Here is a 25,381-nt window from a genome sequence, read left to right as displayed (position 1 = left end):
TCCAGGGTCAGAAGTTGAAGGTCAGGTTGGCGCCGACGGTGCGCGGGGCCACCGTCGTGACGTTGAGCGGCAGGCCGAAGGCGGTCAGCGCGGTGTCGGCAGCGACGATGGCGCGCTTGTCGGTCAGGTTGCGGATGAAGGTGGACAGCTGCCAGCGGCCCATCTCCAGGCCCCACTGGGCGTCCGCCAGCGTGTAGCCCGGCTGGCTGAAGTTGGGCACCGAGCTGCCGGCCGAGTCGTAGCCGGCATTGCGCTGGCCGACGCGGCGCACATTCAGGCCGGCATAGGACGGGTTGCCGGCCAGGTCGAAGGCATAACGAGCGCCCAGCGTGAAGGCCAGCTTGGCCGTGTTGGGCAGGCGCGAGCCCGAGGGGCCGAGGGCTTCGGAGCCTTCGGTCAGCTTGGGATCGGTCCAGGCCAGGCTGCCGTCCAGGTTCCAGTGCGCATCGAGCTTGTAGTGAGCCGCCAGTTCCAGGCCGCGCACGCGGGCCTTGCCGGCGTTGACGACGATGGTGCTGGCGCCCACGGCCTTGGGCTGCTGCAGGTCTTTCCAGTCGATGTTGAAGACGGCGGCTTCGAAGTTGAGGCGCTTGTCCAGCAGGTCGGCCTTGTAGCCCAGCTCATAGCTCCACAGCGTGTCGTGGCCGAAGGTCATCGGCGTGCCGGGGATGACCTGGCCGTTGGCGTCGATGGCCGGCGAGTTGGGGCCACCAGGCCGGTAGCCGCTGGCGGCGCGGAAGTAGACGTTGCTGGTCTTGTCCAGGGCATAGCGCAGCGTGGCCAGATAGGTCTTGGCCGTGTCGTCGCTGGGCGCCGATGAGTTCAACTGCTCGTTGACGTAGACGGTGTAGACCTGATCGTTCTTGGCCATGCGCGCGCCCAGGGTCAGCGACCAGGTCGGGTCGATATTCCAGGTCAGGTCGCCGTAAAGGGCGCGCTCGCGGTACTCCGAAGGCTGGCCGGTGGTGGTCAGCGTCATGTCGCCGCCGCCACCCGCCACCTGCGCCCACAGGCGCTGGCCGACGTTGCCGGTCTCCTTGGTGCGATAGAAGCCCAGCAGCCATTCGATGGCGCCGCGCTGCGAGGTCAGGCGCAGTTCCTGGGTTTGCTTGCGCAGTCCGAAGGCGTTGTCCAGCGAGACGAAGTCGAAGGCCGGGTTGCCGCCCAGCAGGGCCGTGGCGTCCTGGCCGGTGGCGCTGTCCAGGCGCTGGGCCGACGCGATGGCGTTGAAGCGCGCCCAGCCGAAGTCGTATTCGAAGTCGGCGGAGCTCAGACGGGTCTTCAGCTTGTAGGCCTCGCCGGTGTCGAGATGGCGGGTCAGGTCGCCGTAGACGGGCTGGCCCTTGGCGGCGTCGTATTCGATGGTGTTGAGGCCGTTGCGCTGGATGTCCTGCTGGGTGTGGGCCAGGCGCAGCTTCATCTTGGACATCGGCTCGAGCAGCAGCGACACCCGCGCGCCGCGCGTGTTGCCGTCGTTGATGTGCTCGCCCGCCGCCTTGCCGACGGCGTCGATATAGCCACCTTCATGGTCATTGAAGGCCGCGACGCGCAGGGCGGCCACGTCCTGGCTCAGCGGCACGTTGAGCACCGCGTTTTCGGTATGGCCCAGGCCGCCGCCGCGGGCCTGGCGCACGCCCACGCCGACCTTGCCGGAGAACTGCGAGCTGTCGGGCTCGTTGGTGACGTACTTCAACAGGCCGCCCATGGCGCCGGCGCCATACAGCGTGCCCTGCGGGCCGCGCAGCACCTCGATGTGCTTCAGGTCCAGCAGCGACAGGTCCAGGGCCGTGTTGGCGCCGCCGACGAAGGCGCTGCTGGAGCCGAAGGCGACGTCGTCGACATACATGCCGACCGTGGCGATCTGCTGCTCGCCGACGCTGACGCCGCGCATGGTGACGGCATTGCGGCCGGGGCCGCCGGAGCTCTTCACGTCGATGCCGGGCAGGCCGCCCACGTAGTCGCTCAGCGACGTGGCGCCGGCGCGCTCCATCGGATCGGCGCCCAGGGTCTCGACACGCAGCGGCACGTCGCGCACCGGCTCGCGGCGGCGCGTGGCCGTGACGGTCACGACGTCGAGTTTCTCGACATCGGCCTTGCTGTCCGCAGCGGCGGCCGTGGTCTGCGCCCACAGCGGCGACGCGCACAGCGCGGCCATGCCGGGCAACAGCAAGGCGGCGAGCTTGCGGGGCTTCAAACGAGTGGGAGGGACGGACCGGCTCATGGCAGCTCCAGGATGGTGTTGGGTTGTTTGATCCACTAAGTTTCCAATTTGGAAAATTCTTTCCCATTGGTGTAAACCTTAGATTAAATGCAGAACCAGGCTCAGGGCAAGCGAGCAGACGGCCCTCAGGTGGGCATGGCCTAAGATGAAACGACTCCCTTCCTCAGTGCTCTTCCCAGAGACATGGCCCCTTCCAGTTCCTCTCCCGGCGACCACATCCGCAGCGTGCGCAAGCGCCTCGGCCTGACCCTGGCCCAGGTGAGCGAGCGCACCGGCATGGCGGTGTCGACGTTGTCCAAACTGGAAAAAGGCAATGTCTCGCTGTCCTACGACAAGCTGATGCTGCTCAGCCGCGGCCTGGGCGTGGACATGGCCGAGCTGCTGCACGACGCGCAAGGCGCACGCCCCGCGCCCAGCGGCGGCGGCCGGCGCGTGGTGCACCGCGCGGGCGACGGCCAGGTGGTGGACACCCAGAGCTACAAGCAGACCTATCTCGCGGCCGAGCTGCTGAACAAGCGCTTCACGCCGCTGATCGCCGAGGTGCGCGCGCGCACGCTGGACGAGTTCAAGGCCGAGTTCGGCGACCTCATCCGCCATCCCGGCGAGGAGTTCGCCTTCGTCATCGAGGGCGAGGTGGCCTTCCACTCCGAGCTGTATGCGCCCGTCATCCTGAAGCCGGGCGACTCCATCTTCTTCGACAGCGAAATGGGCCACGCCTACCTGAAGGCATCGGAGGGCACCTGCCGCCTGGTGGCCACCTGCGCACCGCGCAACGGCCATGGCGACGTGATGACCCAGCACTTCGTCGAGGCCTCGCAGCGCCTGGTGGCGCCGGAACCGTCCGCGCCGGCCAAGACGGCAAGGGCTGCCGCCAAGCCCAAGGCAAAGGCTACGCGGCGCTAGCCGCCTTCGCGCTCTCCACACGCCGCAGCCAGGGCCGCAGCGCAAAGAGGGCCGCGGCGGCGACGCCCGCGATCACCGCCAGCAGGGCGAAGAAAGTCGCCGGCCCCAGCGGCTCCCAGGCGCGCCCCACCAGGCCGGCCAGGAAGTTGCCGCCGAAGGACGCGAGAAACCACGCCGCGATGACGGTGGCGCCCATGCCGCGCGGTGCCAGGCGGGCGAACAGGCCCAGACCTACCGGCAGGATGTAGAGCTCGCCGAGGGTGTAGAGCACGAAGAAGGCAACCACCCACAGCATGCTCACCGGCGTGCTGCCTTGCGCGGCCACGAGCAGCGCCAGGGCCAGATAGGACAGGGCGACGCCGACAGCGCCGGTAGCCATCTTGGCCAGGGCCGACAACTCGCGTCCGCGCTCGGCCGCGCGGCGCCAGCTGCCGATGACGAAGGGCGTCAGCAGCAGCACGAACAGCGAGTTCAATGACTGCACCCAGGTCATGGGCATGGTGAAGCCCCACAGCGAGCGGTCCACGCCCTTCTCGACCCAGACCGCCAGCGTATTGCCGCTCTGTTCGTAGGCACTGCGGAACACGACGACGGCCAGGGCCACGCCCAGCAGCGGCAGGAAGCTGCCCAGGCCTCGCTGTGCAGGTCGCTCCTGGTTCGGCTCGGCAGCACGCGACTTGTCCTGCGGCAGATGGCGCGAGCCCATCATGTAGATGGCCAGGCCCGCGCACATGCCGATGCCGGCGGCGCCGAAGCCCACATGCCAGCCATACAGCTCGCCGAGCGTGCCGCAGACCAGCGGTGCCAGCATGCCGCCCAGGTTCACGCCGGCGTAGTAGACGTTGTAGGCGCCGCCGCGACGTGGGTCCTTCTCGTCGTAGAGGTCGCCGACCTGGCTGGGCAGATTGGGCAGGAAGAGGCCGTTGCCCAGGGCGATCAGCACGAGGGCCGGGAAGAAGGCCGTCTCGAAGGCCAGCACGAAATGCCCCAGCGCCATCAGCGTGCCACCGATGAGGATGGCGCGGCGCCGGCCCAGCCAGCGGTCGGCGATATAGCCGCCGAAGATGGGCGTCAGATAGACGCCCGCCGTGTAGGCGCCGTAGATGGTCGATGCGTCGGCCTGCTGGAAGCCGAGGTGGCGGATCATGTAATAGATCAGCAGCGCCTTCATGCCGTAGAAGGAGAACTTCTCCCAGGTCTCGGTCAGGAATAGCACCACCAGGCCGCGAGGCTGGCCGAACCACTGCGCGGATGCGCGCGCGGGCTGCAGGGAAGCGTCCACTCGATCTCCTCAGAACCTTGCAAGCGGCGCCGGATGCGCCGATTTCGTCATTGCCCAACGTTTTTCGTGATGGTACATTTATTTTCCGTTTTGGAAAATTACTGCAGCAAGCCAGCATGGGCCAAGAGACAAAGACGAAGAACGTGGATTGCATCGTCATCGGTGCCGGCATCGCGGGCGCCTCGGTGGCGGCCTCGCTGGCCGGCGGCGCGAGTGTGGCCGTGCTGGAGGCCGAGCCCCATGCGGGTTACCACTCCACCGGCCGCTCGGCGGCGCTGTACTCGGCCCTCTATGGCAACGCCACCATCCGCGCGCTGACGCGGGCCAGCCACGGCTACTTCCTGACGCCGTCACAGGGCATGGTCAAGGACGCGCTGCTGCGCGAGCGGCACACCCTCTTCCTCGTCGGCGCCGGCCAACTCGATCTCGTCGCCAGCTTCACGGCCGATGCCGATGTGCGCGAGCGCACGACGACGCTGGGCGTGGACGAGGTGCTGGCCCGCGTGCCGCTGCTGCAGCGCGAGCAGGTGGCCGGTGCGCTGCTCGACGTGACCTCGGCCGACATCGACGTCGATCTGCTGCACCAGGGCTTTCTGCGCCGTGCGAAGGCCGCAGGTGCTGAGCTGCACCTCGGCTCCGGCCTGCAGGGCCTGGAGCGCGAGGGTTCGAACTGGCTGGCCCACACGGCCGCCGGCAGCTTCCGTGCCGGTGTCGTCATCAATGCGGCCGGCGCCTGGGCCGACGACGTGGCCGCGCTGGCCGGTGTGGCCCCCGTGCCGCTGCAGCCGCTGCGCCGCACGGCCGTCCTGATCGACCTGCCCGAGGGCGTAGACGCGGCGCTGTGGCCGGCCGTCGTCGCCATCGACGAGAGCCAGTACTTCAAGCCCGATGCCGGCCTGCTGCTGATCTCGGCCGCCGACGAGACGCCCAGCCCGCCCTGCGACGCCCAGCCCGAGGAGCTGGACGTGGCCATCGCCGTGGACCGCTTCGAGACCCTGACCGGCAAGCCGGTGCGCCGCGTGCGCCACCGCTGGGCCGGCCTGCGCGTCTTCAGCCCGGACCGCTCGCCCGTCGTCGGCTTCGAGGCGTCAGCGCCCGGCTTCTTCTGGTGCGCGGGGCAGGGTGGTTATGGCATCCAGACTTCGCCGGCCCTGGGCCGGGCCGCGGCTGCCTTGGCGCTGGGGCGTGGCCTGCCGCAGGACCTGGCCGACATGGGCGTCACGGCCCTGCAGCTGTCGCCGCAGCGCTTCAGGAAAAGCGCCTGAGTCCCTGCAAGTCCAGCACCCTCAAGCCCCCGTACTCGATGCGGATCAGCCCCGCGCCGCCGAGGCGGTTGAGCGCCTGGTTCACGCGCTGGCGCGACAGGCCCACCAGATAGCCCAGTTCCTGCTGCGTGATGCGCAGCCAGTTGCCGACGCCCGGATAGAGGGTCGGGTGGAAGAGGGCGGCCAGGTTGCGGGCCACGCGCACGTCGGGGTCATGGATGCGGTCGGTCTCGCGCGCGGCGATGAACTGCCCCAACCGCTCGTTCAACTGATCCAGCACGAAGCGGTTGAAGGCGATGCTGCCGTCCAGCAGTGCATGGAAGCTGTCGATGGGCAGGCCGGCGACCACGCTGGGCCGCAGGGCCTGGATGTTGTAGCGGTAGACCTCGCGCTTGAGCAGGGTGCCCTCGCCGAACCAGCCACCAGGCGGGATGCCGGTGAAGGTGACGGCCTGGCCCAGCGAGTCGTCGTTGTTCATCTTCAAGAGGCCGTCGACGACGCCGAACCACAGCGTGGCGGGGCGGCCGATGCGGCACAGGCGCTCGCCGGGTTCGGCGTCGCCGACCTCGAGGGTGGAGATGGCGCGTTCTCGCAGCGGGCCGGCCAGCAACTTCAACCAGGGGATGGCATCCAGCTCCGCCGACGTGGGGCGGCGGGCGCGTTGTCGCAGCGGCAGGGGCGTGTCGACCATGTGCGGGAAAGTCTGGGCCGTGAAAGCCCCTAAATTGTCGTCGTACCGACAGATGGGCGTCAAAGTCATGACCAGAATGCGCTCACAGACGGGGGCCTGAGCCGCCGCAACGGAGACAGTTCGGTGGACACCTTCCCTCGGCTCCTGCTAGACCACGCCGCTCGCCGGCCGGATGCGCCGGCGCTGCGCGAGAAGGCCTTTGGCGTCTGGCAGACGCTGAGCTGGAGCCAGCTTGCGGCCCTGGTGCAAGACCTGGCCCTGGGCCTGGCGGCGGCCGGCCTGCGCCGCGGCGACCACCTCGTCGTCGTCGGCGAGAACCGGCCGCGCCTCTACGCCACCATGCTGGCCGCCCAGTCCCTCGGCGCCGTGCCAGTGCCGCTGTATCAGGACGCCGTGGCCGCCGAATTCGTCTTCCCGCTGAACAACGCCGAGATCGCCTTCGCCGTCGTGGAGGACCAGGAGCAGGTCGACAAGCTGCTGGAGCTGCGCGAGCAATGCACCCAGCTCAAGCGCATCTGGTTCGACGACCCGCGCGGCCTGCGCAACTACGACGAGCCGGGCCTGGCCTCACTGGACGAGCTGATAGCGCAAGGCCATGCCGCGAGTGCCCAGCGGCCGGATTTCTTCGCTGCCGAGGTGGCCGCGGGCCAGCCGGGCGATGTGGCGGCGCTCTTCTTCACCTCCGGCACGACGGGCAATCCCAAGGGCGTCATCCACACGCATGCGACGCTGATCGACCGCGCCTCGGCCGGCCAGCGCTTCGACAAGCTGACGCCCGACGAGGAGGTGCTGGCCTATCTGCCGCCGGCCTGGATCGGCCAGAACATCTTCAGCTTCTCGCAGTGGCTGGCGGTGGGCTATGTCGTCAACTGCCCGGAGTCGGCCTCGACGGTGAGCATCGACCTGAAGGAGATAGGTCCCACCTACTATTTCGCGCCGCCGCGCGTCTTCGAAGGCCTGCTGACGACGGTGATGATCCGCATGGAGGACGCGTCGGCGGTCAAGCGCTGGCTGTTCGACCGCTGCATGAAGCTGGCCCGCCGCGTCGGTCCGCGGCTGATGGACAAGCAGCCCGTGGGTGCGATGGACCGCTTGGCCTATGCCCTGGGCGATGTGCTGATCTACGGCCCGCTGCGCAACACGCTGGGTTTCTCGCGTGTGCGTGTCGCCTACACGGCCGGCGAGGCCATCGGGCCGGACCTGTTCAGCTTCTACCGTGCCATCGGCATCAATCTGAAGCAGCTCTACGGCTCGACCGAGACGGCCGTCTTCGTCTGCCTGCAGCCCGACCACGAGGCGCGCTCCGACACGGTGGGCGTACCCATCGATGGCGTGGAAATCAAGCTGACCGACAGCGGCGAACTGCTGGTGCGTTCACCCGGCTTGCTCAAGGGCTATTACAAGAACGACGCCGCGACGGCCGAGGCACTGACGGCCGATGGCTGGTTCCACACCGGCGACGCCGGCTTCCTGACGCCGGGCGGTCACCTGAAGATCATCGACCGCGCCAAGGACGTGGGCCGGCTGATGGGCGGCGCCTTCGACGGCGCGATGTTTGCGCCCAAATACGTCGAGAACAAGCTGAAGTTCTTCCCCCACATCAAGGAGGCGGTCTGCTTCGGCGACAAGCGCGAGAAGGTCTGCGCCTTCATCAACATCGACTTCGAAGCCGTCGGCAACTGGGCCGAGCGCCGCAACCTGGCCTATGCCGGCTACACCGACCTGGCCGGCCGCGCCGAGGTGTACGAGTTGATCCTCGACTGCGTGGAGAAGGTCAACGCCGACCTGGCCCAGGACGAGTTGCTGGCCGGCAGCCAGATCAGCCGCTTCCTGGTGCTGCACAAGGAGCTCGACGCTGACGACGGCGAGCTGACCCGCACGCGCAAGGTGCGCCGCGGCGCCATCGCCGAGAAGTACGGTGTGCTGATTGATGCGCTCTACGAAGGCAAGGTCTCGCAGTTCATCGAGACGCAGGTCAAGTTCGAGGACGGCCGCACGTCGATGATCTCGGCCGACCTGCGCATCGTCGAAGCCAAGACCTTCCCAGCGGTGAAAGGGCAGGCCGCATGACCGGGAAAAAGATCGGCGACGTCATCCTCGAGGTGAAGAACATCTCGCTGGCCTTCGGCGGCGTGAAGGCGTTGACCGACATCAGCTTCGACGTCCGCGAGCACGAGATCCGCGCCATCATCGGCCCCAACGGTGCCGGCAAGAGTTCGATGCTGAACTGCATCAACGGCGTCTACCAGCCCCAGCAGGGTGCGGTGACGCTGCGCGGCAAGACCTACCGCGGCATGAGCCCGCGCCAGGTGGCCGAGATGGGCGTGGCCCGCACCTTCCAGAACCTGGCCCTGTTCAAGGGCATGAGCGTGCTGGACAACATCATGACCGGCCGCAATCTGCGCATGAAGCGCGGCCTGTTCTGGCAGGCGCTTCACCTCGGCCCCGCGCGGCGCGAGGAGACCGAGCAGCGTGAGGCGGTCGAACGCATCATCGACTTCCTCGAGATCCAGGCGCACCGCAAGACGCCGGTGGGCCGTCTGCCCTACGGCCTGCAAAAGCGCGTCGACCTCGGCCGTGCCCTGGCCATGGAGCCCAGCCTCTTGCTGCTGGACGAACCCATGGCCGGCATGAATGTGGAAGAGAAGCAGGACATGTGCCGCTTCATCCTCGACGTCAACGACGAGTTCGGCACCACCATCGTGCTGATCGAGCACGACATGGGCGTTGTCATGGACATCTCCGACCGCGTCGTCGTGCTGGACTACGGCAAGAAGATCGGCGACGGCGCGCCGGATGAAGTCCGCGGGAACGAAGACGTGATTCGTGCTTATCTCGGAGCAGGGCACTGAAATGAAATTCAAACAAAGCCACAGAGGCACAGAGGCACAGAGGCAGTGGGATGAAGGTCTCTCCGTGTCTCTGTGCCTCTGTGGCTGTGTTACTTGCGTCGAGGCAGGCTGACGATGGGACCGTTTCTCGAAACCCTGATCGGCGGCCTGATGGCCGGCATGCTGTATTCGCTGATTGCGCTGGGCTTCGTGCTGATCTTCAAGGCCAGCGGCGTCTTCAACTTCGCCCAGGGCGCCATGGTGCTGTTCGCGGCGCTCGCGATGGCGCGCTTTGCCGAGTGGATCCAGAAGTTCACGGGCCTGGATGGCAAGATCGTCGTCAACCTGCTGGCCTTTGGCGGCGCGCTCGCGGTGATGGTCGTGGTCGCCTGGCTGGTGGAGCGGTTGGCCCTGTCCAAGCTGGTCAACCAGGAAGGCATCACGCTGCTGATGGCCACGCTGGGCATTGCCTATCTGCTCGAAGGCGCCGGTCAGATGCTGTTCGGCAACGACATCTACAAGATCGACATCGGCCTGCCCAAGGACCCGATGTTTTTGTTCGAGCAGACCTTCGAGGGCGGCATCCTCGTCAGCAAGGAAGACCTCTATGCCGCCCTGATCGCCGCGGCTTTGGTCGCCGGCCTGTCGCTGTTCTTCCAGAAGACCGCCACGGGCCGCGCCCTGCGCGCCGTCGCCGACGACCACCAGGCCGCGCAGAGCATCGGCATCCCGCTGTCGCGTATCTGGGTCATCGTCTGGAGCGTGGCCGGCTTTGTCGCCCTGGTCGCCGGGATGATCTGGGGCAGCAAGCTGGGGGTGCAGTTCTCGCTGTCGCTGGTGGCACTGAAGGCGCTGCCGGTGGTGATCCTGGGTGGGCTGACCAGCGTGCCGGGCGCCATCGTCGGAGGGCTGTTGATCGGCGTGGGGGAGAAGCTGTCGGAGGCCTATCTGGGGCCGATGCTGGGTGGTGGCATCGAATACTGGTTTGGGTATGTGCTTGTGCTTGTCGTCTTGCTGGTGAGGCCCCAGGGGCTGTTCGGCGAGAAGATCATTGATCGGGTTTGAACCATGCTGTACAGAGAGAACGGCCAGTTCAAGACGTCCTACGCGGCAGACAGCCAGATCCTGCCCATCCGGCAAGATCGCATCGCGATGGCGCTGATGCTGGCCGTGGCTTTTGTCGTCATCCCCATGGTCTCCAGCGAATACCTGCTGCGCGCCATCTTCATTCCCTTCCTGATCCTGTCGCTGGCTGCACTTGGGCTGAACGTCCTCGTCGGCTATTGCGGCCAGATCTCGCTGGGCTCCGGCGCCTTCATGGCCGTCGGGGCCTACGTCGCCTACAACTGCCAGGCAAGGGTCGAAGGCATGTCGCTGGTCGTGTCCCTGCTGGCCGGCGGCCTGGGGGCGACGGTGCTGGGCGTGGCCTTCGGCCTGCCGTCGCTACGCATCAAGGGCCTCTACCTCGCCGTCGCGACGCTGGCGGCGCAGTTCTTCGTCGACTGGGCCTGCCTGCGGCTGAAGTGGGTCACCAACGACTCGACCTCGGGATCGGTCAGCGTCGCCAATCTGAACCTCTTCGGCTTCAGCGTCGAGTCGCCGCAGGCGCGCTATCTGCTGTGCCTCGCCTTCGTCGTCGTTTTTGCGCTGGCGACCAAGAACATCGTGCGTGGCCATGTCGGCCGCTCGTGGATGGCCATGCGCGACATGGACGTGGCGGCGGCCGTCATCGGCATCCGGCCCATGCAGGCCAAGCTCAGCGCCTTTGCCGTCAGCAGCTTCATCATCGGCGTGGCCGGCGCGCTGTGGGGCTTCGTGCACCTGGGTTCCTGGGAGCCGGCGGCCTTCGGCATCAATCGTTCCTTCGACCTGCTCTTCATGGTCATCATCGGCGGCCTGGGCTCCATCTCCGGCGCCTTCTTCGGCGCGGCCTTCATCGTCGTGCTGCCGCTGCTGCTGGACAAGCTGCCCTACTGGACCGGCCTGCCCATGGACACGGCCACGGCCTCGCATCTGGCGCTGATGATCTTCGGCGCCCTCATCGTGTTCTTCCTCATCAAGGAACCGCACGGCCTGGCACGGCTCTGGGCTACGACTAAGGAAAAGCTCAGACTCTGGCCCTTCCCTCACTGACTCACATAACGACAGGAGACATCGGCATCATGAAGACTCTCATCACCTGCGCGGCCCTGGCCGCACTGCAGCTCTTCGCAGCGCCCGCCGCGGTCGCCCAGGCCAAGGAGCAGTTCTTCCCGCTGCTGGTCTACCGCACCGGTCCCTATTCGCCCAACGGCACGCCCTGGGCCAATGGCAAGCAGGACTACATCAAGCTCATCAATGCGCGTGACGGCGGCGTCAACGGCGTCAAGCTGACCTTCGAGGAATGCGAGACGGGCTACGCCACCGACAAGGGCGTGGAGTGCTACGAGCGCCTGAAAGGCAAGAACGCGACGCTGTTCGACCCGCAGGCCACCGGCATCACCTTCGCGCTGACCGACAAGGTGCCGCACGACAAGATCCCGCTGATCACCCTGGGCTATGGCCTGTCGGCCTCGGCCGATGGAGGCGTGTTCGCCTGGAACTTCCCGCTGATGGGCAGCTACTGGACGGCCGCCGACGCGCTGATCCAGCACCTGGGCAAGAAGGAAGGCGGCCTGGACAAGCTCAAGGGCAAGAAGATCGCCCTGGTCTATCACGACAGCCCCTTCGGCAAGGAGCCCATCCCCATGCTGGAGGAGCGCCAGAAGATGCATGGCTTCGAGCTCATCAAGATCCCGGTGACGGCGCCGGGCGTCGAGCAGAAGTCGGCCTGGCTGCAGGTTCGCCAGGCGCGGCCCGACTATGTGCTGCTGTGGGGCTGGGGTGTCATGAACTCCACCGCACTGAAGGAGGCACAGGCCACCGGCTACCCGCGCGAGAAGATGTACGGCGTCTGGTGGTCGGGTGCCGAGCCGGACGTGAAGGACGTGGGCGACGGCGCCAAGGGCTACAACGCGCTCAACCTGAACACCTCCGGCACGTCACCCAAGGTCATCCAGGACATCCTCAAGCTCGTGCACGACAAGGGCCAGGGCACCGGCCCGAAGGACGAGGTGGGATCGGTGCTCTACACCCGCGGCCTTGTCATTCAGGCGCTGGCCGTCGAAGGCGTGCGGCGCGCGCAGGAGCGCTTCGGCAAGGGCAAGGTCATGACCGGCGAGCAGGTGCGCTGGGGCCTGGAGAACCTGGCCCTGGACGACAAGAAGCTGGCGGCCCTGGGCCTGACCGGCGTCATCCGTCCCATCAGCACCAGCTGCTTCGACCACCAGGGCTCCACCTCGGTGCGCGTGCACACCTGGGACGGTGCCAAGTGGAACTTCAGCAGCGACTGGTACCAGGCCGACGAGCAGATCATCAAGCCCATGGTCAAGGCCGCTGCCGACAAGTACGCCGGAGAGAAGAAGCTGACCCGCCGCACTTCGCAAGACTGCCAAAGCTGACCCGCTGCGCGTGTCAGCCCTGGCCTTGCCAAGCCTATTGAGCACCCACCCCTTCCCCTCCCGCCAGGCGGGAGGGGTTCGAAGACCGACATGACAGACCTTCTACTCAACGTCAACGGCATCGAGGTCATCTACAACCACGTGATCCTGGTCCTGAAGGGCGTGTCCCTTCAGGTGAAGGAAGGCAGCGTCGTGGCCCTGCTCGGCGGCAATGGCGCCGGCAAGACGACGACGCTGCGTGCCGTGTCCAATCTGCTGGAGGGCGAGCGCGGCGAAGTCACCAAGGGCAGCATCGAGCTGCGCGGCGAGCGCATCGAGAAGCTGTCGACGGCCGCCATGGTGGAGCGGGGCGTGGTGCAGGTCATGGAAGGCCGGCACTGCTTCGCCCACCTGACCATCGAAGAGAACCTGATGACCGGTGCCTACACGCGCAAGGACGGCCGCGCCGCCGTGGCGGCCACGCTGGACAAGGTCTACAACTATTTCCCGCGCCTGAAGACGCGCCGCGGCAGCCAGGCGGCCTATACCTCGGGCGGCGAGCAGCAGATGTGCGCCATCGGCCGCGCGCTGATGGCGAATCCGAAGATGGTGCTGCTGGACGAGCCGTCGATGGGCCTGGCGCCGCAGATCGTCGAGGAGGTGTTCGAGATCGTTCGCGACTTGAACACCAAGGAGGGTACGACCTTTCTGCTCGCCGAGCAGAACACCAGCATGGCCCTGCGCTATGCCGACTACGGTTACATCCTCGAGAACGGCCGCGTCGTCATGGACGGCGCCGCCGCCGAGCTGCGCGAGAACGAGGACGTCAAGGAGTTCTATCTCGGCGTCGGCGGGGAAGGGCGGCGCAGCTTCAAGGACGTCAAGTCCTACAAGCGCAGAAAGAGATGGCTCGCATGAGTGACGACAGCTGGGATATCGCCCCCCCGCCGTTCAACGCGGACTCGGCCCTGCAGACCCTGAAGCGCTGGCTGCGCGACCAGCGTGTGCTGGCCGAGCGCAGCGAGGGCTGGCTGATGGGGGCGGACCTGGTGATGAAGATGGCCCTCGACGGCGCGACGGTCAAGGTCCAGCTCGCCAAGCGCCCGGCGCGCACGCCCGAGTGGGACAGCTTCACGCTGAAGGCGGCCACCGATTCGCGCAAGCTGCAGGACGAGATCAAGCGACGCCTCACGCGCTGGAAGGATGACGAGTGAGCGATTTCTTTGACGCGCTGGAGACCCGCGATCCCGCGCGGCGCGAAGCGGCGCTGATGGCGGCGTTGCCGGCGCAGATTGAGCATGCCCAATCCAGCAGCCCGGCCTATACCGAGCTGCTGGCCGGCATCGAGGCGGCCGGCATCACGTCGCGCACGGCGCTTGCCCAACTGCCGCTGACGCGCAAAAGCAGCCTCGCCGCCGCCCAGGCCGCGCGTCGCGCATTGCGTCTCGGTGGCTATGCGGCCGGCATGCCGCGCCGCATCTTCCAGTCGCCCGGGCCGCTCTATGAACCCGAGCCCGATGCCGATGGCATCGACCCCTGGCGCTCCGCCCGCGCATTGCACGCCGCCGGCATCCGCGCCGGCCAACTGGCGCATGTGAGCTTCAGCTACCACCTGACGCCAGCGGGGGCCATGATGGAAGCCGGCCTGCGCGCCCTGGGTGCCGTCAGCTTCCCCGGCGGCGTCGGCAATACCGAGCTGCAGCTTCAGGCCTTGCTGGACCTGCAACCCGAGGCCTATGCCGGCACGCCCAGCTTTCTGCGCATCCTGCTGGAGAAGGCCGCCGAGGGCGGGCATGCCTTGCCCTATCTGCAGCGCGCCCTGGTCAGCGGCGAGGCCTGCCCGCCGGCCCTGGTCGCCTGGTTCGCCGAGCGCGGCGTCGAGGCCTACCAGTGCTATGCCACGGCCGATCTCGGCCTGATCGCCTACCAGACCTCGGCCCGCGAGGGGCTGATTGTCGACGAGGGCGTCATCGTCGAGATCGTGCGCCCGGGCACGGGCGATCCGCTGCCGGAAGGCGAAGTGGGCGAGGTCGTCGTGACGACGCTCAGCCCCGCCTATCCGCTGATCCGCTTCGCCACCGGCGACCTGTCCGCCGTGCTGCCGGGGGTGAGCCCTTGCGGCCGCAGCAACCAGCGCCTGCGCGGCTGGCTGGGCCGGGCCGACCAGTCGGCCAAGGTGCGCGGCATGTTCGTGCACGCCGGCCAGGTGGCCGAGGTGCTGGCCCGCTGTGGCCAGCGGGGGCGGGCGCGCCTGGTCGTCGATGGCGAACTGGCCAATGACCGCATGTGTCTGCAGCTCGAGGTCGAAGGCCGGCCGGTCGGCCTCGTCGAGCAATTGCAGGCGGCGCTGCGCGACATCACCAAGCTGCGCGGCGAGGTCGAGCTCTGCGCGCCGGGCGGCCTGCCCAATGACGGCCGCGTCATCGAGGACCGTCGAGCGGTATGACGGGCTTTTGAAAAATCGGGGCTGACCTGAACCTGAATCGGTGACAGGAAGCCCCGCATGGACCGCGCGGCGGGCCGCCACCACAGTCCGCCCCTTCGCCAGCCCGCCGGTTACCGCCGGCACCGCCGAAGGACGCGCCATGAACCTCGCCCGCCATCTTCCGCCCGCCCTGCTGTTGTCGCTGCTCGCCGCCTGCGGTGGCGGCAACAACGGCAATGATCCCCTGGTCACCCCTCAGGCGGAGGCCGACATGGCCAAGGCCGCGGCTGCCCGCCCGCGGGCCAAGGACCCCGACCACCACGAGTTCTCGGCCACCTTGTCCGCGCCCTTCGCGGTCACCGCCGCCAGCGGCGAGCGCGTGTTCACGGTGCAGATGGACCACCCCGGCATCGTCGACGGCCAGGTCTTCGCCTGGACGCTGAGCCTGGTCGACACCCAGGGCCAGGTGCTGCAGCGCTGGAGCGGCGAGTCCCGCTACGCCGGCGCGCCGGTGACGGCCAGCGTGCGCTGGGCCGGGCGCGGCACTGGCGGCGCGGCCCTCGCCGACGGCCTCTACCAGCTCAAGCTCGAGGCCGCGAGCCTGGACGCCGCCACGGCCCTGAAGCAGGGCGCCACGACCGGCCGCGCCGAGCGCCTGCTGGCCGCGGCCGCGCCGCTCGACCATGCCGAGCAGCGCTGGCCCGTCGCTCTCGGCCAGCCGGCCAGCATCGAGCTGCCGCCCTTTGCGCCGATGGCGACGGCGGCCGGCCGTGGTCTGGTCAAGGCGCAGTCGGCGCCGGCCATCAACAGCCTGCCCTACACCGTCTACTACGCCAATCTGCACAGCCAGACCAACGACTCCGACGGCGGCGGCGCCATCGGCAGCTGCTCCTCGTCGCAGCCCGCGCAGACGGGTGCCTACGGCCCGGCCGATGCCTTCGCCTATGGCAAGACCGCCGGCCTGGACATCCTGATGTCCTCCGAGCACAACCACTACTTCGACGGTTCCTCCAGCACCAACGCCAGCGGCAGTGCCGCCACGGCCAAGAGCCGCTACCAGGCCGGCCTGTCGGCCGCCACCGCCGCGACGACCGCCAGCTACCTCGCCCTCTACGGCATGGAGTGGGGGGTCATCAGCAATGGTGGCCACATGAACATCTTCAACAGCAACGAGCTGTTCTCCTGGGAATACAACAGCAGCAACCAGCTCTTCGGCGACCGCTTCACGGCCAAGAGCGACTACGCAGCCCTGTACGCCACCATGCGTCAGCTCGGTCTCATCGGCCAGTTCAACCATCCGGACCCGACGGGCCAGTTCCTCGTCGGCGGCACCGACCTCGGCTACAGCGCCGACGGTGACGAGGTCATGGTGCTGAGCGAGATTCTGAACAGCTCGGCCTTCTCGTCCAACACGACGGAGACCGAGACGGGCCTGTCCAACTTCGAGGACGCCTTCAACAAGCTGCTGGAGCGCGGCTATCACGTGGCCCCCGCCAGCAACCAGGACAACCACTGCGCCAACTGGGGCAAGTCCTATACCAACCGCACCGGCGTCCTCATCCCCAACGGCACGGCGCTGAGCAAGACCAGCTTCCTCGATGCCATCAAGGCGCGCCGCGTCTTCGCGACCATGGACAAGACGGCCCAGATCGCGCTGACCGCCAACGGCCACGTGATGGGCGAGCGCTTTGCCAACAGCGGCGCGCTCAACTTCAGCGTGGGTTACGCCAGCAGCAGCGGCAAGACGGCCAGCAGCGTGCAGATCTACGAGGGCGTGCCCCAGCGCAACGGCAGCGTCACGCTGCTCGCCAGCAGCGGCACGGCCAGCACGACGCCGGCCCTCGGCGAGCATTTCTACTACGCCAAGATCACGCAGAACGACGGCAAGATGCTGTGGAGCGCGCCGGTCTGGGTCACGCAGTCCAACAGCCAGGTCGACACGACGCCGCCCACCGCGACGGCCAGCGAGACCGGCACGGCCGGCACCATCACGCTGGCGGCCACGGCCAGCGACAACGTCGGCGTGGCGCGCGTGGACTTCGTCGTCGACGGTGTCATGAAGGGCAGCGACACGACCTCGCCCTATTCGGTGACGCTGGACTCGACGCTGCTTGCCAATGGCAGCCACAGCCTGGTGGCCCGCGCCTACGACGCGGCCGGCAACTCCGGCGCCTCGACGGCCGTCAACTTCAGCATCAACAACGCCAGCGCGACGTTGAACGAGACCGAGTCCAACGGCACCATCGCCACGGCCAACGTCGTCACCACCGAGACGACCATCAGCGGCACCATGGCCACGACGACCGACAAGGACTACTTCAAGGTCACGCTGGCCGCCGGCAAGACGCTGCGTGTCGACATGAGCTGCCCGGCCGCCTTCGACTACGACCTCTATCTGCACAACAGCAGCGGCACGACGCTGACCTCGTCGGAGAGCGCCACCTGCACCGAGTCGCTGAGCTACAAGAACACCGGCAGCTCGGCCCTGGCCGTCTACATCCGCGTGGGGGCCTATTCGGGCAGCAGCAGCACCCAGCGCTACACGCTGACGCTGAGCTACCCGTGACGCAAAGGCCTGCCCGTCCGGGCGCGCGTGCCAGCCACGTCGCGACCGCTGTGGGTCAGGGCCTGGGCACGGCGATGTCGACCGAGGGCCAGACCAGGGCCTGGGCAACGATGACCCGCTCGCCGTTGAAGGTCGCGGCGGGCGAGCCGTAGAGGCGGTAGCCCAGGGCCAGGGCCTCGCTGACGCGATGGCAGAAGCTGGCGTCGTCGGGGCCGGTCAGCAGGCGGTAGGCCGGCAGCCCGTCGGGCGGCGTGCTCATGCGGCGGTCGGCGTGCTCGCCAGCTCGCGCAGGCGCATCATGCCCTTGGCGATGAAGAAGCCGGCCAGCACATGAAAGCCCACGGGCATCCAGTCCTCGAAGCGGGCGTAGATCAGCGCGTCCACGGCGTAGACCGCCAGGCCCGCATAGAAGGCCCACGACTTGCCGCGCTGGGCCTGCAGGCCCATGAAGAAGTAGAAGCCGACGGTGATGGCGATGAGGGTCACCGCGACGGGCAGCTGGTCCGCGAAGGCCGCGCCGGCGAAGGTGGTCATGGCCAGGCCGATGACGAAATTGGTGTTGCTGCCGGACAGCAGCAACACCGCATTGAGCAGCGACATGCCGGCGATCCACCAGAACCAGCGCGCACCCGAACGAACGATGGGGTCTTCCATGTTTTCAATCCTCCCTTGTTGGCGGGCGCGACGATAGCAGCGCGGTACGGCGCCCGAACTGCGTGATTGCGAGCACCCCGACGCTGCGGCCGGCCCAGGGGTAAACGCGCTGTTGACTCGGAAGGCCGGTTTGGAAAGAATGCATGTAAACGTTTACATGACAAATCAACAAACCGGCCCGCGCAAGCGGCGCAGGTGCCACGGATGAGACAACCGTTCCCGCCCGGCTTCCTCTGGGGCTGCGCGACTTCCGCCTATCAGATCGAAGGCTCGCCGCTGGCCGATGGCGCCGGCGTCAGCAACTGGCATCGCTTCGTGCGCACGCCCGGTCGGGTGCATGGCGGCGAGACGGGTGATGTCGCCTGCGACCACTACCGCCGCATGGAGGACGACGTCGCGCTGATGCGCGAGCTCGGCCTGACGACCTACCGCTTCAGCATCGCCTGGAACCGCGTGCTGCCCGAAGGACGGGGCCGTGTGAACGCCGCCGGCCTGGGCTTCTACGAGCGGCTGGTCGACCGGCTGCTGGCCGCCGGCATCCAGCCCATGGTCACCCTGCATCACTGGGACCTGCCGGCCGCCCTGGACGACCGCGGCGGCTGGCTCAACCCCGACATGCCGGACTGGTTTGCCGACTACGCGCAAGTCTGCTTCAAGGCCCTGGACGACCGCGTGACCATGTGGGTCACGCTGAACGAGCCCTGGGTGGTGGCCGACGGCGGCTTCATGCATGGCACGCTGGCGCCCGGGCACAAGAGCGCCTTCGAGGCGGCCATCGCGGCGCATCGGCTGATGCAGTCCCACGCCAAGGCCGTGCAGGCCTATCGCGCGGTGGGCAGGAACCGCATCGGCCTGGTGGTCAACATCGAGCCCAAGCATCTGCCCACCGATGCCACCGACGCCGATCGCCACGCGGCCCGCCTGGCCGACGCCTACATGAACCGGCAGTACCTCGACCCGGCCTTGCTCGGCCGCTACCCCGAGGAGCTGCGTGAGGTCTTCGGCGAAGCCTGGCCCGACTGGCCAGCGGCGGAGGTCGAGGCGCTGAAGCAGCCCGTCGATTTCCTGGGCCTGAACTACTACACCCGCGCCGTCGTCCGCCACGATGCGAAGGCCTGGCCGGTACCCGCCACGCCACAGCGCCAGCCCGGCGCCATCCATACCGAGATGGGCTGGGAGCTGCATCCGCAGAGCCTCGCCGACACCCTGGTCTGGATGCACGAACGCTACGGCGGCCTGCCGCTCTACGTGACCGAGAACGGCGCGGCCTTCTACGACCCGCCGTCCGCCATCGAAGGCCGCATCGACGATCCGCTGCGGGTGCACTATCTGCGCAACCATATTGCGGCGGTGCAGGACGCGATCGCCCGCGGCGCCGACGTGCGCGGCTACTGCGCCTGGTCGCTGTTCGACAACCTCGAGTGGGCCCTGGGCTTCGCCAAGCGTTTCGGCCTGGTGCATGTGGACTTTCAGACACAGACCCGCACGCCCAAAGCGAGCGCGCGCTTCTATGCTGAGGTCATCGCCTCCCACGGCGCCAATCTGGAGCCGCGATGACCGTCACCCCCGCCACGATCAAGGATGTCGCCCGCGTCGCAGGCGTCTCGGTGGCCACCGTGTCCCGTGCGCTGAATGGCGCCGAGAACGTGCTGCCCCACACCCGCCAGCGCATCGTGGAAGTCGCGCGGGAGCTGCGCTATTCGCCCTCGGGCGCCGCGCGCAGCCTCATCACGCGGCGCACCGACACCGTCGGCGCCCTGCTGCCCGACCTGCACGGCGAGTTTTTCTCCGAACTCATCCGCGGCATCGATCAGGCGGCGCGCTCGCGCGGCCTGCACCTGCTGCTGTCCAGCTCGCATGACGACGCCAACGAGGCGGCGGCCGCGCTGCGCGCCATGAACGGCCGCGTCGACGGCCTGCTCGTCATGTCGCCCCATGCCGACGACGACTTCCTGTCGCAGAACCTGCCACTCAACCTGCCAGCCGTGCTGCTGAATTCCGGCGTGCGTTCGCCGACCCAGCCCGTCTTCGCCGTCGACAACTTCGGCGGCGCCAGGGCCATGACCGAGCACCTCGTCGGCATCGGCCGCCGGCGCATCGCCTTTCTCGGCGGCCCGGCCGCCAACTTCGAGGCCCGCGAGCGCGAACGCGGCTACCGCGCCGGCCTGCCCCCGTCCATGCAGCCCTGGCTGCTGGAAGGCGACTTCTCCGAAGGCGGCGGCCAGCGCGCCGGCGCGGCCCTGCTGGCCCTGCCGGCCAACGAGCGCCCCGACGCCGTCTTCGCCGCCAACGACATCATGGCCATCGGCCTGCTCGGCACGCTGCTGGCCGGCGGCGTGCGCATTCCCGAGGACATCGCCTTGGCCGGCTTCGACGACATTCCCATCGCGCGCTACGTGGCGCCCGCGCTGACCACCATGCACGTTCCCATCGCGGCCCTCGGTAGCCAGGCACTCGACGCACTGGCCGATGCCGTCGACACGCCGCGCAGCGGTGCCGCCGAAGCCACCGTCATGCCCGTGGAACTCATCGTGCGCCGCTCCTGCGGCGGCACGCCCACCTGATCCCGTCCGAACCACAGCACACACAACAGGAGACAAGGACATCATGAGCAACGCATCCACCCGCAAGCCCTGGCGCCGCCACGCACTGGCCACGGCCGTCTGCTTCGCGCTGGCCGGCGCCGCCTCGGCACAGAGTTCCAACGCCACCGTGCGCGGCACCATCAGCGCGGCGGGCGCCGCGGCGCCCGCGGGCACCGACGTCATCGCCATCAACAAGGCCAACGGCAACATCTACCGCACCAAGACGCTGGCCGACGGCAGCTATGTGTTGCTCGGCCTCGCTCCCGGCAGCTACGAGATCCGCGTTGGCGGCGCCTCCAGTGGCAGCGAGGTCACTCTGTCGGTCGGCCAGAGCGCCACGCTGGACCTCGGCAGCACGGACGCCAAGCTCGGCACCGTCGTCATCCAGGGCAGCGCTCAGCGCCAGGGCGTCATCGACTCCCAGGTCGGCACCACCGTCTCCAACAAGATGATCGAGGCCATTCCGCAGGCAACGCGCAATTTCCTGTCGGCCGCCGACTTCGCGCCGGGCGTGCGCTTCGACACCGACCCGAGCGGCAATACGCGTCTGCGCGGGGGCTCGCAAAACATTGACGCTGTAAACGTTTTCATCGACGGCGTCGGCCACAAGAACAACATCCTGCGCGGCGGCCTGACCGGCCAGGACACCAGCCAGGGCAACCCCTTCCCGCAGACGGCCATCGCCGAGTACCGCGTGCTGACGCAGAACTACAAGGCCGAGTTCGACCAGGTCTCCAGCGTCGCCATCACAGCCGTCACCAAGTCTGGCGGCAACGAGACGCATGGCAACGTCTACGTGAACCGCACGGGCAGCAACTGGACCTCGCTGAGCCCCGTGCAGAAGCAGGACGAGGCCAACGGTGTGCCGGCGCCGTCCAACCGCCAGATCGAGGGCGGCTTCAGCATCGGCGGCGCCATCAAGCCCGACGCGCTGCACTACTTCGTCGCCTACGACGGCAAGTCCATCGACAAGCCGCGCCAGCTGACGGCGACCAACCTGGACAAATACCCGAGCAACCCCGGCGTCGTGCCGGCCATCGCCGGCCAGCAGGGTGCGTTCAAGGGCCAGTTCAAGGAGCATCTGCTGTTCGGCAAGCTGTCTGCCGAGATCGACGACCGCCAGCGCCTGGACCTGTCCACGACGCTGCGCAAGGAGACCAGCTATGCCGTCGACGGCGACCGCTTCGCGCCGAGCACGGCCATCAACAACAACAACAACGAGTACCGCGTCGACCTGACGCATGAGTACACCGGCGACCGCTGGCTCAACGAAGCCCGCATCGGCTGGGAAAGCTCCAAGTGGAACCCGGAGTCCGACTCCACCGATCCGCAGGTCCGCTACAAGTACTCGCCCACCAACAAGATCGACAACGTCCAGGACATCTTCTTCGTCGGCGGTTCGCCCAATTCCCAGGACCGCCGCCAGAAGGGCATCTACCTGAAGGACGACCTCAGCTACACGGGCCTGGCCGGCCACGTCATCAAGGGCGGCGTGCAGTTCAAGGCCATGAAGTACGAGCTCAGCGGCACGGCCTTCCGCGTGCCGACCATCGATACGGTGCTGAACACGACAACCGGCCAGGGCTACTTCAACGGACTGACCTGCACCGGCACCAACGTCAGCAGCAGCGGCCTGTCCAGCGATCAGTGCAACATCCGCCTGGCCATCCCGAGCGCATCGGCCAACTTCAAGAACAATCAGTACGGCATCTATCTGCAGGACGACTGGAAGGTCACGAAGCAGCTCGAGCTGAACCTCGGCGCGCGCTGGGACTATGAAGACAACATGCTGAACAACAGCTATGTGACGCCGGCCGACCGCATCGCCGCGCTGAACGCGCTGGACGGCCGCACCGTCGACGGCATCACCGCGCCCGCCGGCCAGACCTATGCCCAGTCCCTGGCCAAGGGCGGCATCAACATCTCCGACTACATCTCCACCGGTGATTCGCGCAAGCCCTTCAAGGGCGCCTTCGCGCCGCGCCTGGGTGCGTCCTACGACGTCTTCAGCAACAAGGAAACGGTTGTCTACGGCGGCTGGGGCCGCAGTTACGACCGCCGCATGGCCAACAACGCGCTGGACGAGCTGCAGAAGAATGCCGCGCCCAACGGTGAGATCTGGTTGATCCGCAACAAGTTCAAGATGCCCTTCGCCGACCAGATGAGCCTGGGCCTGCGCCAGGCCTTGGGGCAATGGAACATGGACGTCGCCGTGTCCAACATACATGCCAAGAACCAGTTCTTCTGGTCCAACGGCAACCGTGACCCCAATGGCGGCTTCGGCAACTCCAACAATGTCGACCCGCTGTGGGGCGGCGCGCCGCGCAACTACGGCACCATCGTGCTGGGCGACTTCTCGGGCGAGAACAAGGCCACCAGCATCTTCCTGTCGCTGGAGAAGCCCTATACCCAGGCCAGCGGCTGGAGCATGACGGTGGCCTACACCCACACCGACGCCAAGACCACCAACAACGAGTGGTCGGACGACATCTTCGACTGGACCTATGGCAAGGCCAACCACGGCTTCCACCCGAGCAAGGACGCCGAGAAAAACCGCCTCGTCGTCGGCGGTTTCTACGACAGGATGCCCTGGGGCATGCAGTTGTCCGGCAAGCTGACCGTGGGTGACGGCCAGCCTCGCCGTGTGGTGGACTGCCACACCGGCTTCAGCGGTCCCACCGGCTGCACGGCCGTCGCGCGCGGCTCCGACAGCTTCAAGCAGCTGGACATGGCCCTGGCCAAGAGCTTCAAGGTCTATGGCGGCGACCTGCAGATCCGCGCCGACGTGCTCAACCTCTTGAACACCGCCAACTGGGGCTATTACGACGACTGGGTCGGCGGTCCCTCCACGCCGCCGCAAAACGTGCTGGGCGGCGACAACGGCCATTTCGACACCAAGACCGGCGTGCGCGGCACCATGCGCCAATTCAAGCTGGGCGTGAGCTATACGTTCTGATCCTGGCCTTGAGAAAGGGGAGCCGGTGACCGCCGGCTCCCACAATCACACCATCATGGAATCACTGACCCGACGCGCCCTGCTCGCCGGAAGTGCGAAGCTGGGTGCCGGCCTCGCGCTGGCCACCTCCCTGCCGGCCTGGGCCCTCAAGCCCAGGCTCGAGGCCGACGCCTTCCTCGCCGACCTCGAACGTCGCACCTTCGACTTCTTCTGGGAGACGACCGACGCCAAGACGGGCCTGGCGCCCGACCGCTGGCCGACGCCGTCCTTTGCCAGCATCGCCGCCATCGGCTTCGCGCTCAGCGCCTATCCCATCGGCGCCGAGCGCGGCTACGTCACGCGCAACCAGGCGCGCGACCGCGCGCTGACGACGCTGCGCTTCCTGGCCCAACTGCCGCAAGGCCCCGGCAAGACCGGCGTGGCCGGCCACAAGGGCTTTTTCTATCACTTCCTCGACATGAAGGAGGGGCTGCGCTTCGCGCAGTGCGAGCTCTCCACCGTCGACACGGCCCTGCTGCTGATGGGCGCCCTGCATGCCCAGAGCTATTTCGACGGCGAGCAGCCCGAGGAAGCCAGCATCCGCAGCCTCGTGGACGAGCTCTACGGCCGCGTCGACTGGGCATGGGCCCAGGTGCGGCCCCCCTCCATCAGCCACGGCTGGACGCCCGAGCATGGCTTCATCCCGAGCGACTGGAAGGGCTACAACGAGGCCATGATGGTCTATCTGCTGGCCCTGGGTTCGCCCACGCGGCCGGTCAAACCCGAGGCCTATGACGCCTGGATCAGCACCTACGACCAGCACAGCTGGGGCGAGAGCTACGGCCAGACCTTCCTGCGCTTCCCGCCACTGTTCGGTCACCAGTTCACCCATTGCTGGGTGGACTTTCGCGGCATTCGCGACGTCTACATGCAGCAGCGCGGCCTTGACTATTTCGAGAACTCGCGCCGCGCCACCTATGTGCAGCAGGCCTACGCCAAGGCCAACCCGCTGGGGTGGCAGGGCTACGGCTCGGAGGTCTGGGGTGTCAGCGCCAGCGACGGCCCGGCCGACATCACGCTGGCCTACGCGACGACCACCGGCAAGACCGAGAAGCGCCGCTTCATCAGCTACGCCGGCCGTGGCATGGGCCAGTACGACGACGGCACGCTGGCGCCCTATGCGGCGGGCGCGTCCATTGCCTTCGCGCCCGAGATCGTCGTGCCGGCGCTGATGGCCATCAAGGAGCGCTACCCGCACACCTGGGGCCGCTACGGTTTCTGGGATGCCTTCAACCCCAGCTTCAACTACCCCGACGTCAGGCTCACGCATGGCCGCGTCGAGCCCGGCAAGGGCTGGGTCGACACCGACATGCTGGGCATCGACCAGGGCCCGCTGCTGGCCATGATGGGCAACCATCGCGGCGAGCTGATCTGGAGCCTCATGCGCAAGAACCCGCATCTGGTGCGCGGCTTGAAGCGCGCCGGCTTTACAGGCGGCTGGCTGGGTTGACGATGAAATTCAAACAAAGCCACAGAGGCACAGAGGCACAGAGGTCGACGGTTGA

General features: G+C 67.6%; 20 protein-coding genes. 15 read left to right on the top strand and 5 right to left on the bottom strand.

Going from position 1 to position 25,381, the window contains the following annotated elements:
- Positions 1-7: 7 nt before the first annotated feature.
- On the bottom strand, positions 8-2,221 hold the full coding sequence (locus AC3WOE_RS11135; RefSeq protein WP_492690467.1) for a TonB-dependent receptor: 2,214 nt from the start codon (positions 2,219-2,221) through the stop codon (positions 8-10).
- 183 nt (positions 2,222-2,404) lie between these two features.
- Between AC3WOE_RS11135 and AC3WOE_RS11130 the strand changes: the two genes are divergently transcribed.
- Positions 2,405-3,124 carry a helix-turn-helix domain-containing protein gene (locus AC3WOE_RS11130; RefSeq protein WP_492690466.1) on the top strand — a complete coding sequence of 240 codons (720 nt, stop codon included), beginning with the start codon at positions 2,405-2,407 and terminating at the stop codon, positions 3,122-3,124.
- Here the strand turns inward: AC3WOE_RS11130 and AC3WOE_RS11125 are convergent.
- A complete protein-coding gene (locus AC3WOE_RS11125) occupies positions 3,111-4,406 on the bottom strand; it encodes a peptide MFS transporter (protein ID WP_492690465.1) in 1,296 nt (431 codons plus the stop codon). The genes AC3WOE_RS11130 and AC3WOE_RS11125 overlap by 14 nt on opposite strands.
- 116 nt (positions 4,407-4,522) lie before the next feature.
- On the opposite strand from AC3WOE_RS11125, the gene AC3WOE_RS11120 reads away from it, so the two are divergent.
- Positions 4,523-5,671: an NAD(P)/FAD-dependent oxidoreductase gene (locus tag AC3WOE_RS11120; RefSeq protein ID WP_492690464.1), complete on the top strand. Its 1,149-nt coding sequence runs from the start codon at positions 4,523-4,525 to the stop codon at positions 5,669-5,671.
- Here the strand turns inward: AC3WOE_RS11120 and AC3WOE_RS11115 are convergent.
- Entirely contained in the window at positions 5,655-6,362 is a 708-nt protein-coding gene (locus AC3WOE_RS11115) for a Crp/Fnr family transcriptional regulator (RefSeq protein WP_492690463.1), read from the bottom strand. The two genes, AC3WOE_RS11120 and AC3WOE_RS11115, sit on opposite strands and share 17 nt — an antisense overlap.
- Positions 6,363-6,485: 123 nt before the next feature.
- Between AC3WOE_RS11115 and AC3WOE_RS11110 the strand changes: the two genes are divergently transcribed.
- From AC3WOE_RS11110 to AC3WOE_RS11070, 9 genes are all read left to right on the top strand, one after another.
- Positions 6,486-8,432 (top strand): AMP-dependent synthetase/ligase, encoded by a 1,947-nt coding sequence (locus tag AC3WOE_RS11110; protein WP_492690462.1) that lies wholly within the window; start codon positions 6,486-6,488, stop codon positions 8,430-8,432.
- Positions 8,429-9,214: an ABC transporter ATP-binding protein gene (locus tag AC3WOE_RS11105; protein ID WP_492690461.1), complete on the top strand. Its 786-nt coding sequence runs from the start codon at positions 8,429-8,431 to the stop codon at positions 9,212-9,214. The genes AC3WOE_RS11110 and AC3WOE_RS11105 overlap by 4 nt, the downstream gene beginning before the upstream one ends.
- A gap of 114 nt (positions 9,215-9,328) precedes the next feature.
- Positions 9,329-10,258, top strand: coding sequence for a branched-chain amino acid ABC transporter permease (locus AC3WOE_RS11100; protein WP_492690460.1), 930 nt, complete (start codon positions 9,329-9,331; stop codon positions 10,256-10,258).
- A gap of 3 nt (positions 10,259-10,261) precedes the next feature.
- The gene (locus tag AC3WOE_RS11095; protein ID WP_492690459.1) at positions 10,262-11,326 is read left to right on the top strand and encodes a branched-chain amino acid ABC transporter permease; all 1,065 of its coding nucleotides are present in this window, start codon (positions 10,262-10,264) and stop codon (positions 11,324-11,326) included.
- Positions 11,327-11,355: 29 nt separating this feature from the next.
- The gene (locus AC3WOE_RS11090; RefSeq protein WP_492690458.1) at positions 11,356-12,672 is read left to right on the top strand and encodes an ABC transporter substrate-binding protein; all 1,317 of its coding nucleotides are present in this window, start codon (positions 11,356-11,358) and stop codon (positions 12,670-12,672) included.
- Between the two features lie 90 nt (positions 12,673-12,762).
- Positions 12,763-13,569: an ABC transporter ATP-binding protein gene (locus AC3WOE_RS11085; protein WP_492690457.1), complete on the top strand. Its 807-nt coding sequence runs from the start codon at positions 12,763-12,765 to the stop codon at positions 13,567-13,569.
- Positions 13,566-13,865 carry a hypothetical protein gene (locus AC3WOE_RS11080; protein ID WP_492690456.1) on the top strand — a complete coding sequence of 100 codons (300 nt, stop codon included), beginning with the start codon at positions 13,566-13,568 and terminating at the stop codon, positions 13,863-13,865. Before AC3WOE_RS11085 ends, AC3WOE_RS11080 begins: the two co-directional genes overlap by 4 nt.
- Complete coding sequence (locus AC3WOE_RS11075) at positions 13,862-15,097, top strand: phenylacetate--CoA ligase family protein (protein ID WP_492690455.1); 1,236 nt, start codon at positions 13,862-13,864, stop codon at positions 15,095-15,097. The genes AC3WOE_RS11080 and AC3WOE_RS11075 overlap by 4 nt, the downstream gene beginning before the upstream one ends.
- A 139-nt stretch (positions 15,098-15,236) precedes the next feature.
- Positions 15,237-17,642: a CehA/McbA family metallohydrolase gene (locus tag AC3WOE_RS11070; RefSeq protein WP_492690454.1), complete on the top strand. Its 2,406-nt coding sequence runs from the start codon at positions 15,237-15,239 to the stop codon at positions 17,640-17,642.
- Positions 17,643-17,697: 55 nt separating this feature from the next.
- Here AC3WOE_RS11070 and AC3WOE_RS11065 read toward each other — a convergent pair whose 3' ends face one another.
- Both AC3WOE_RS11065 and AC3WOE_RS11060 read right to left on the bottom strand, forming a co-directional pair.
- Positions 17,698-17,901: a DUF1737 domain-containing protein gene (locus AC3WOE_RS11065; RefSeq protein WP_492690453.1), complete on the bottom strand. Its 204-nt coding sequence runs from the start codon at positions 17,899-17,901 to the stop codon at positions 17,698-17,700.
- The gene (locus tag AC3WOE_RS11060) at positions 17,898-18,296 is read right to left on the bottom strand and encodes a hypothetical protein (RefSeq protein ID WP_492690452.1); all 399 of its coding nucleotides are present in this window, start codon (positions 18,294-18,296) and stop codon (positions 17,898-17,900) included. Before AC3WOE_RS11060 ends, AC3WOE_RS11065 begins: the two co-directional genes overlap by 4 nt.
- Positions 18,297-18,500: 204 nt before the next feature.
- On the opposite strand from AC3WOE_RS11060, the gene AC3WOE_RS11055 reads away from it, so the two are divergent.
- The 4 genes from AC3WOE_RS11055 to AC3WOE_RS11040 are packed head-to-tail and all read left to right on the top strand — an operon-like array spanning position 18,501 to position 25,326.
- On the top strand, positions 18,501-19,853 hold the full coding sequence (locus AC3WOE_RS11055; protein WP_492690451.1) for a GH1 family beta-glucosidase: 1,353 nt from the start codon (positions 18,501-18,503) through the stop codon (positions 19,851-19,853).
- Positions 19,850-20,860 carry a LacI family DNA-binding transcriptional regulator gene (locus AC3WOE_RS11050; RefSeq protein ID WP_492690450.1) on the top strand — a complete coding sequence of 337 codons (1,011 nt, stop codon included), beginning with the start codon at positions 19,850-19,852 and terminating at the stop codon, positions 20,858-20,860. The genes AC3WOE_RS11055 and AC3WOE_RS11050 overlap by 4 nt, the downstream gene beginning before the upstream one ends.
- Positions 20,861-20,903: 43 nt before the next feature.
- Complete coding sequence (locus AC3WOE_RS11045) at positions 20,904-23,837, top strand: TonB-dependent receptor (protein ID WP_492690449.1); 2,934 nt, start codon at positions 20,904-20,906, stop codon at positions 23,835-23,837.
- Between the two features lie 55 nt (positions 23,838-23,892).
- Positions 23,893-25,326: a glucoamylase family protein gene (locus tag AC3WOE_RS11040; RefSeq protein WP_492690448.1), complete on the top strand. Its 1,434-nt coding sequence runs from the start codon at positions 23,893-23,895 to the stop codon at positions 25,324-25,326.
- Positions 25,327-25,381 lie beyond the last annotated feature (55 nt).

This window comes from Roseateles sp. FW305-36, from assembly GCF_058787015.1.
Note: the sequence above shows the minus strand (reverse complement) of the source record. Positions and strands in the feature narration are given on the sequence as shown.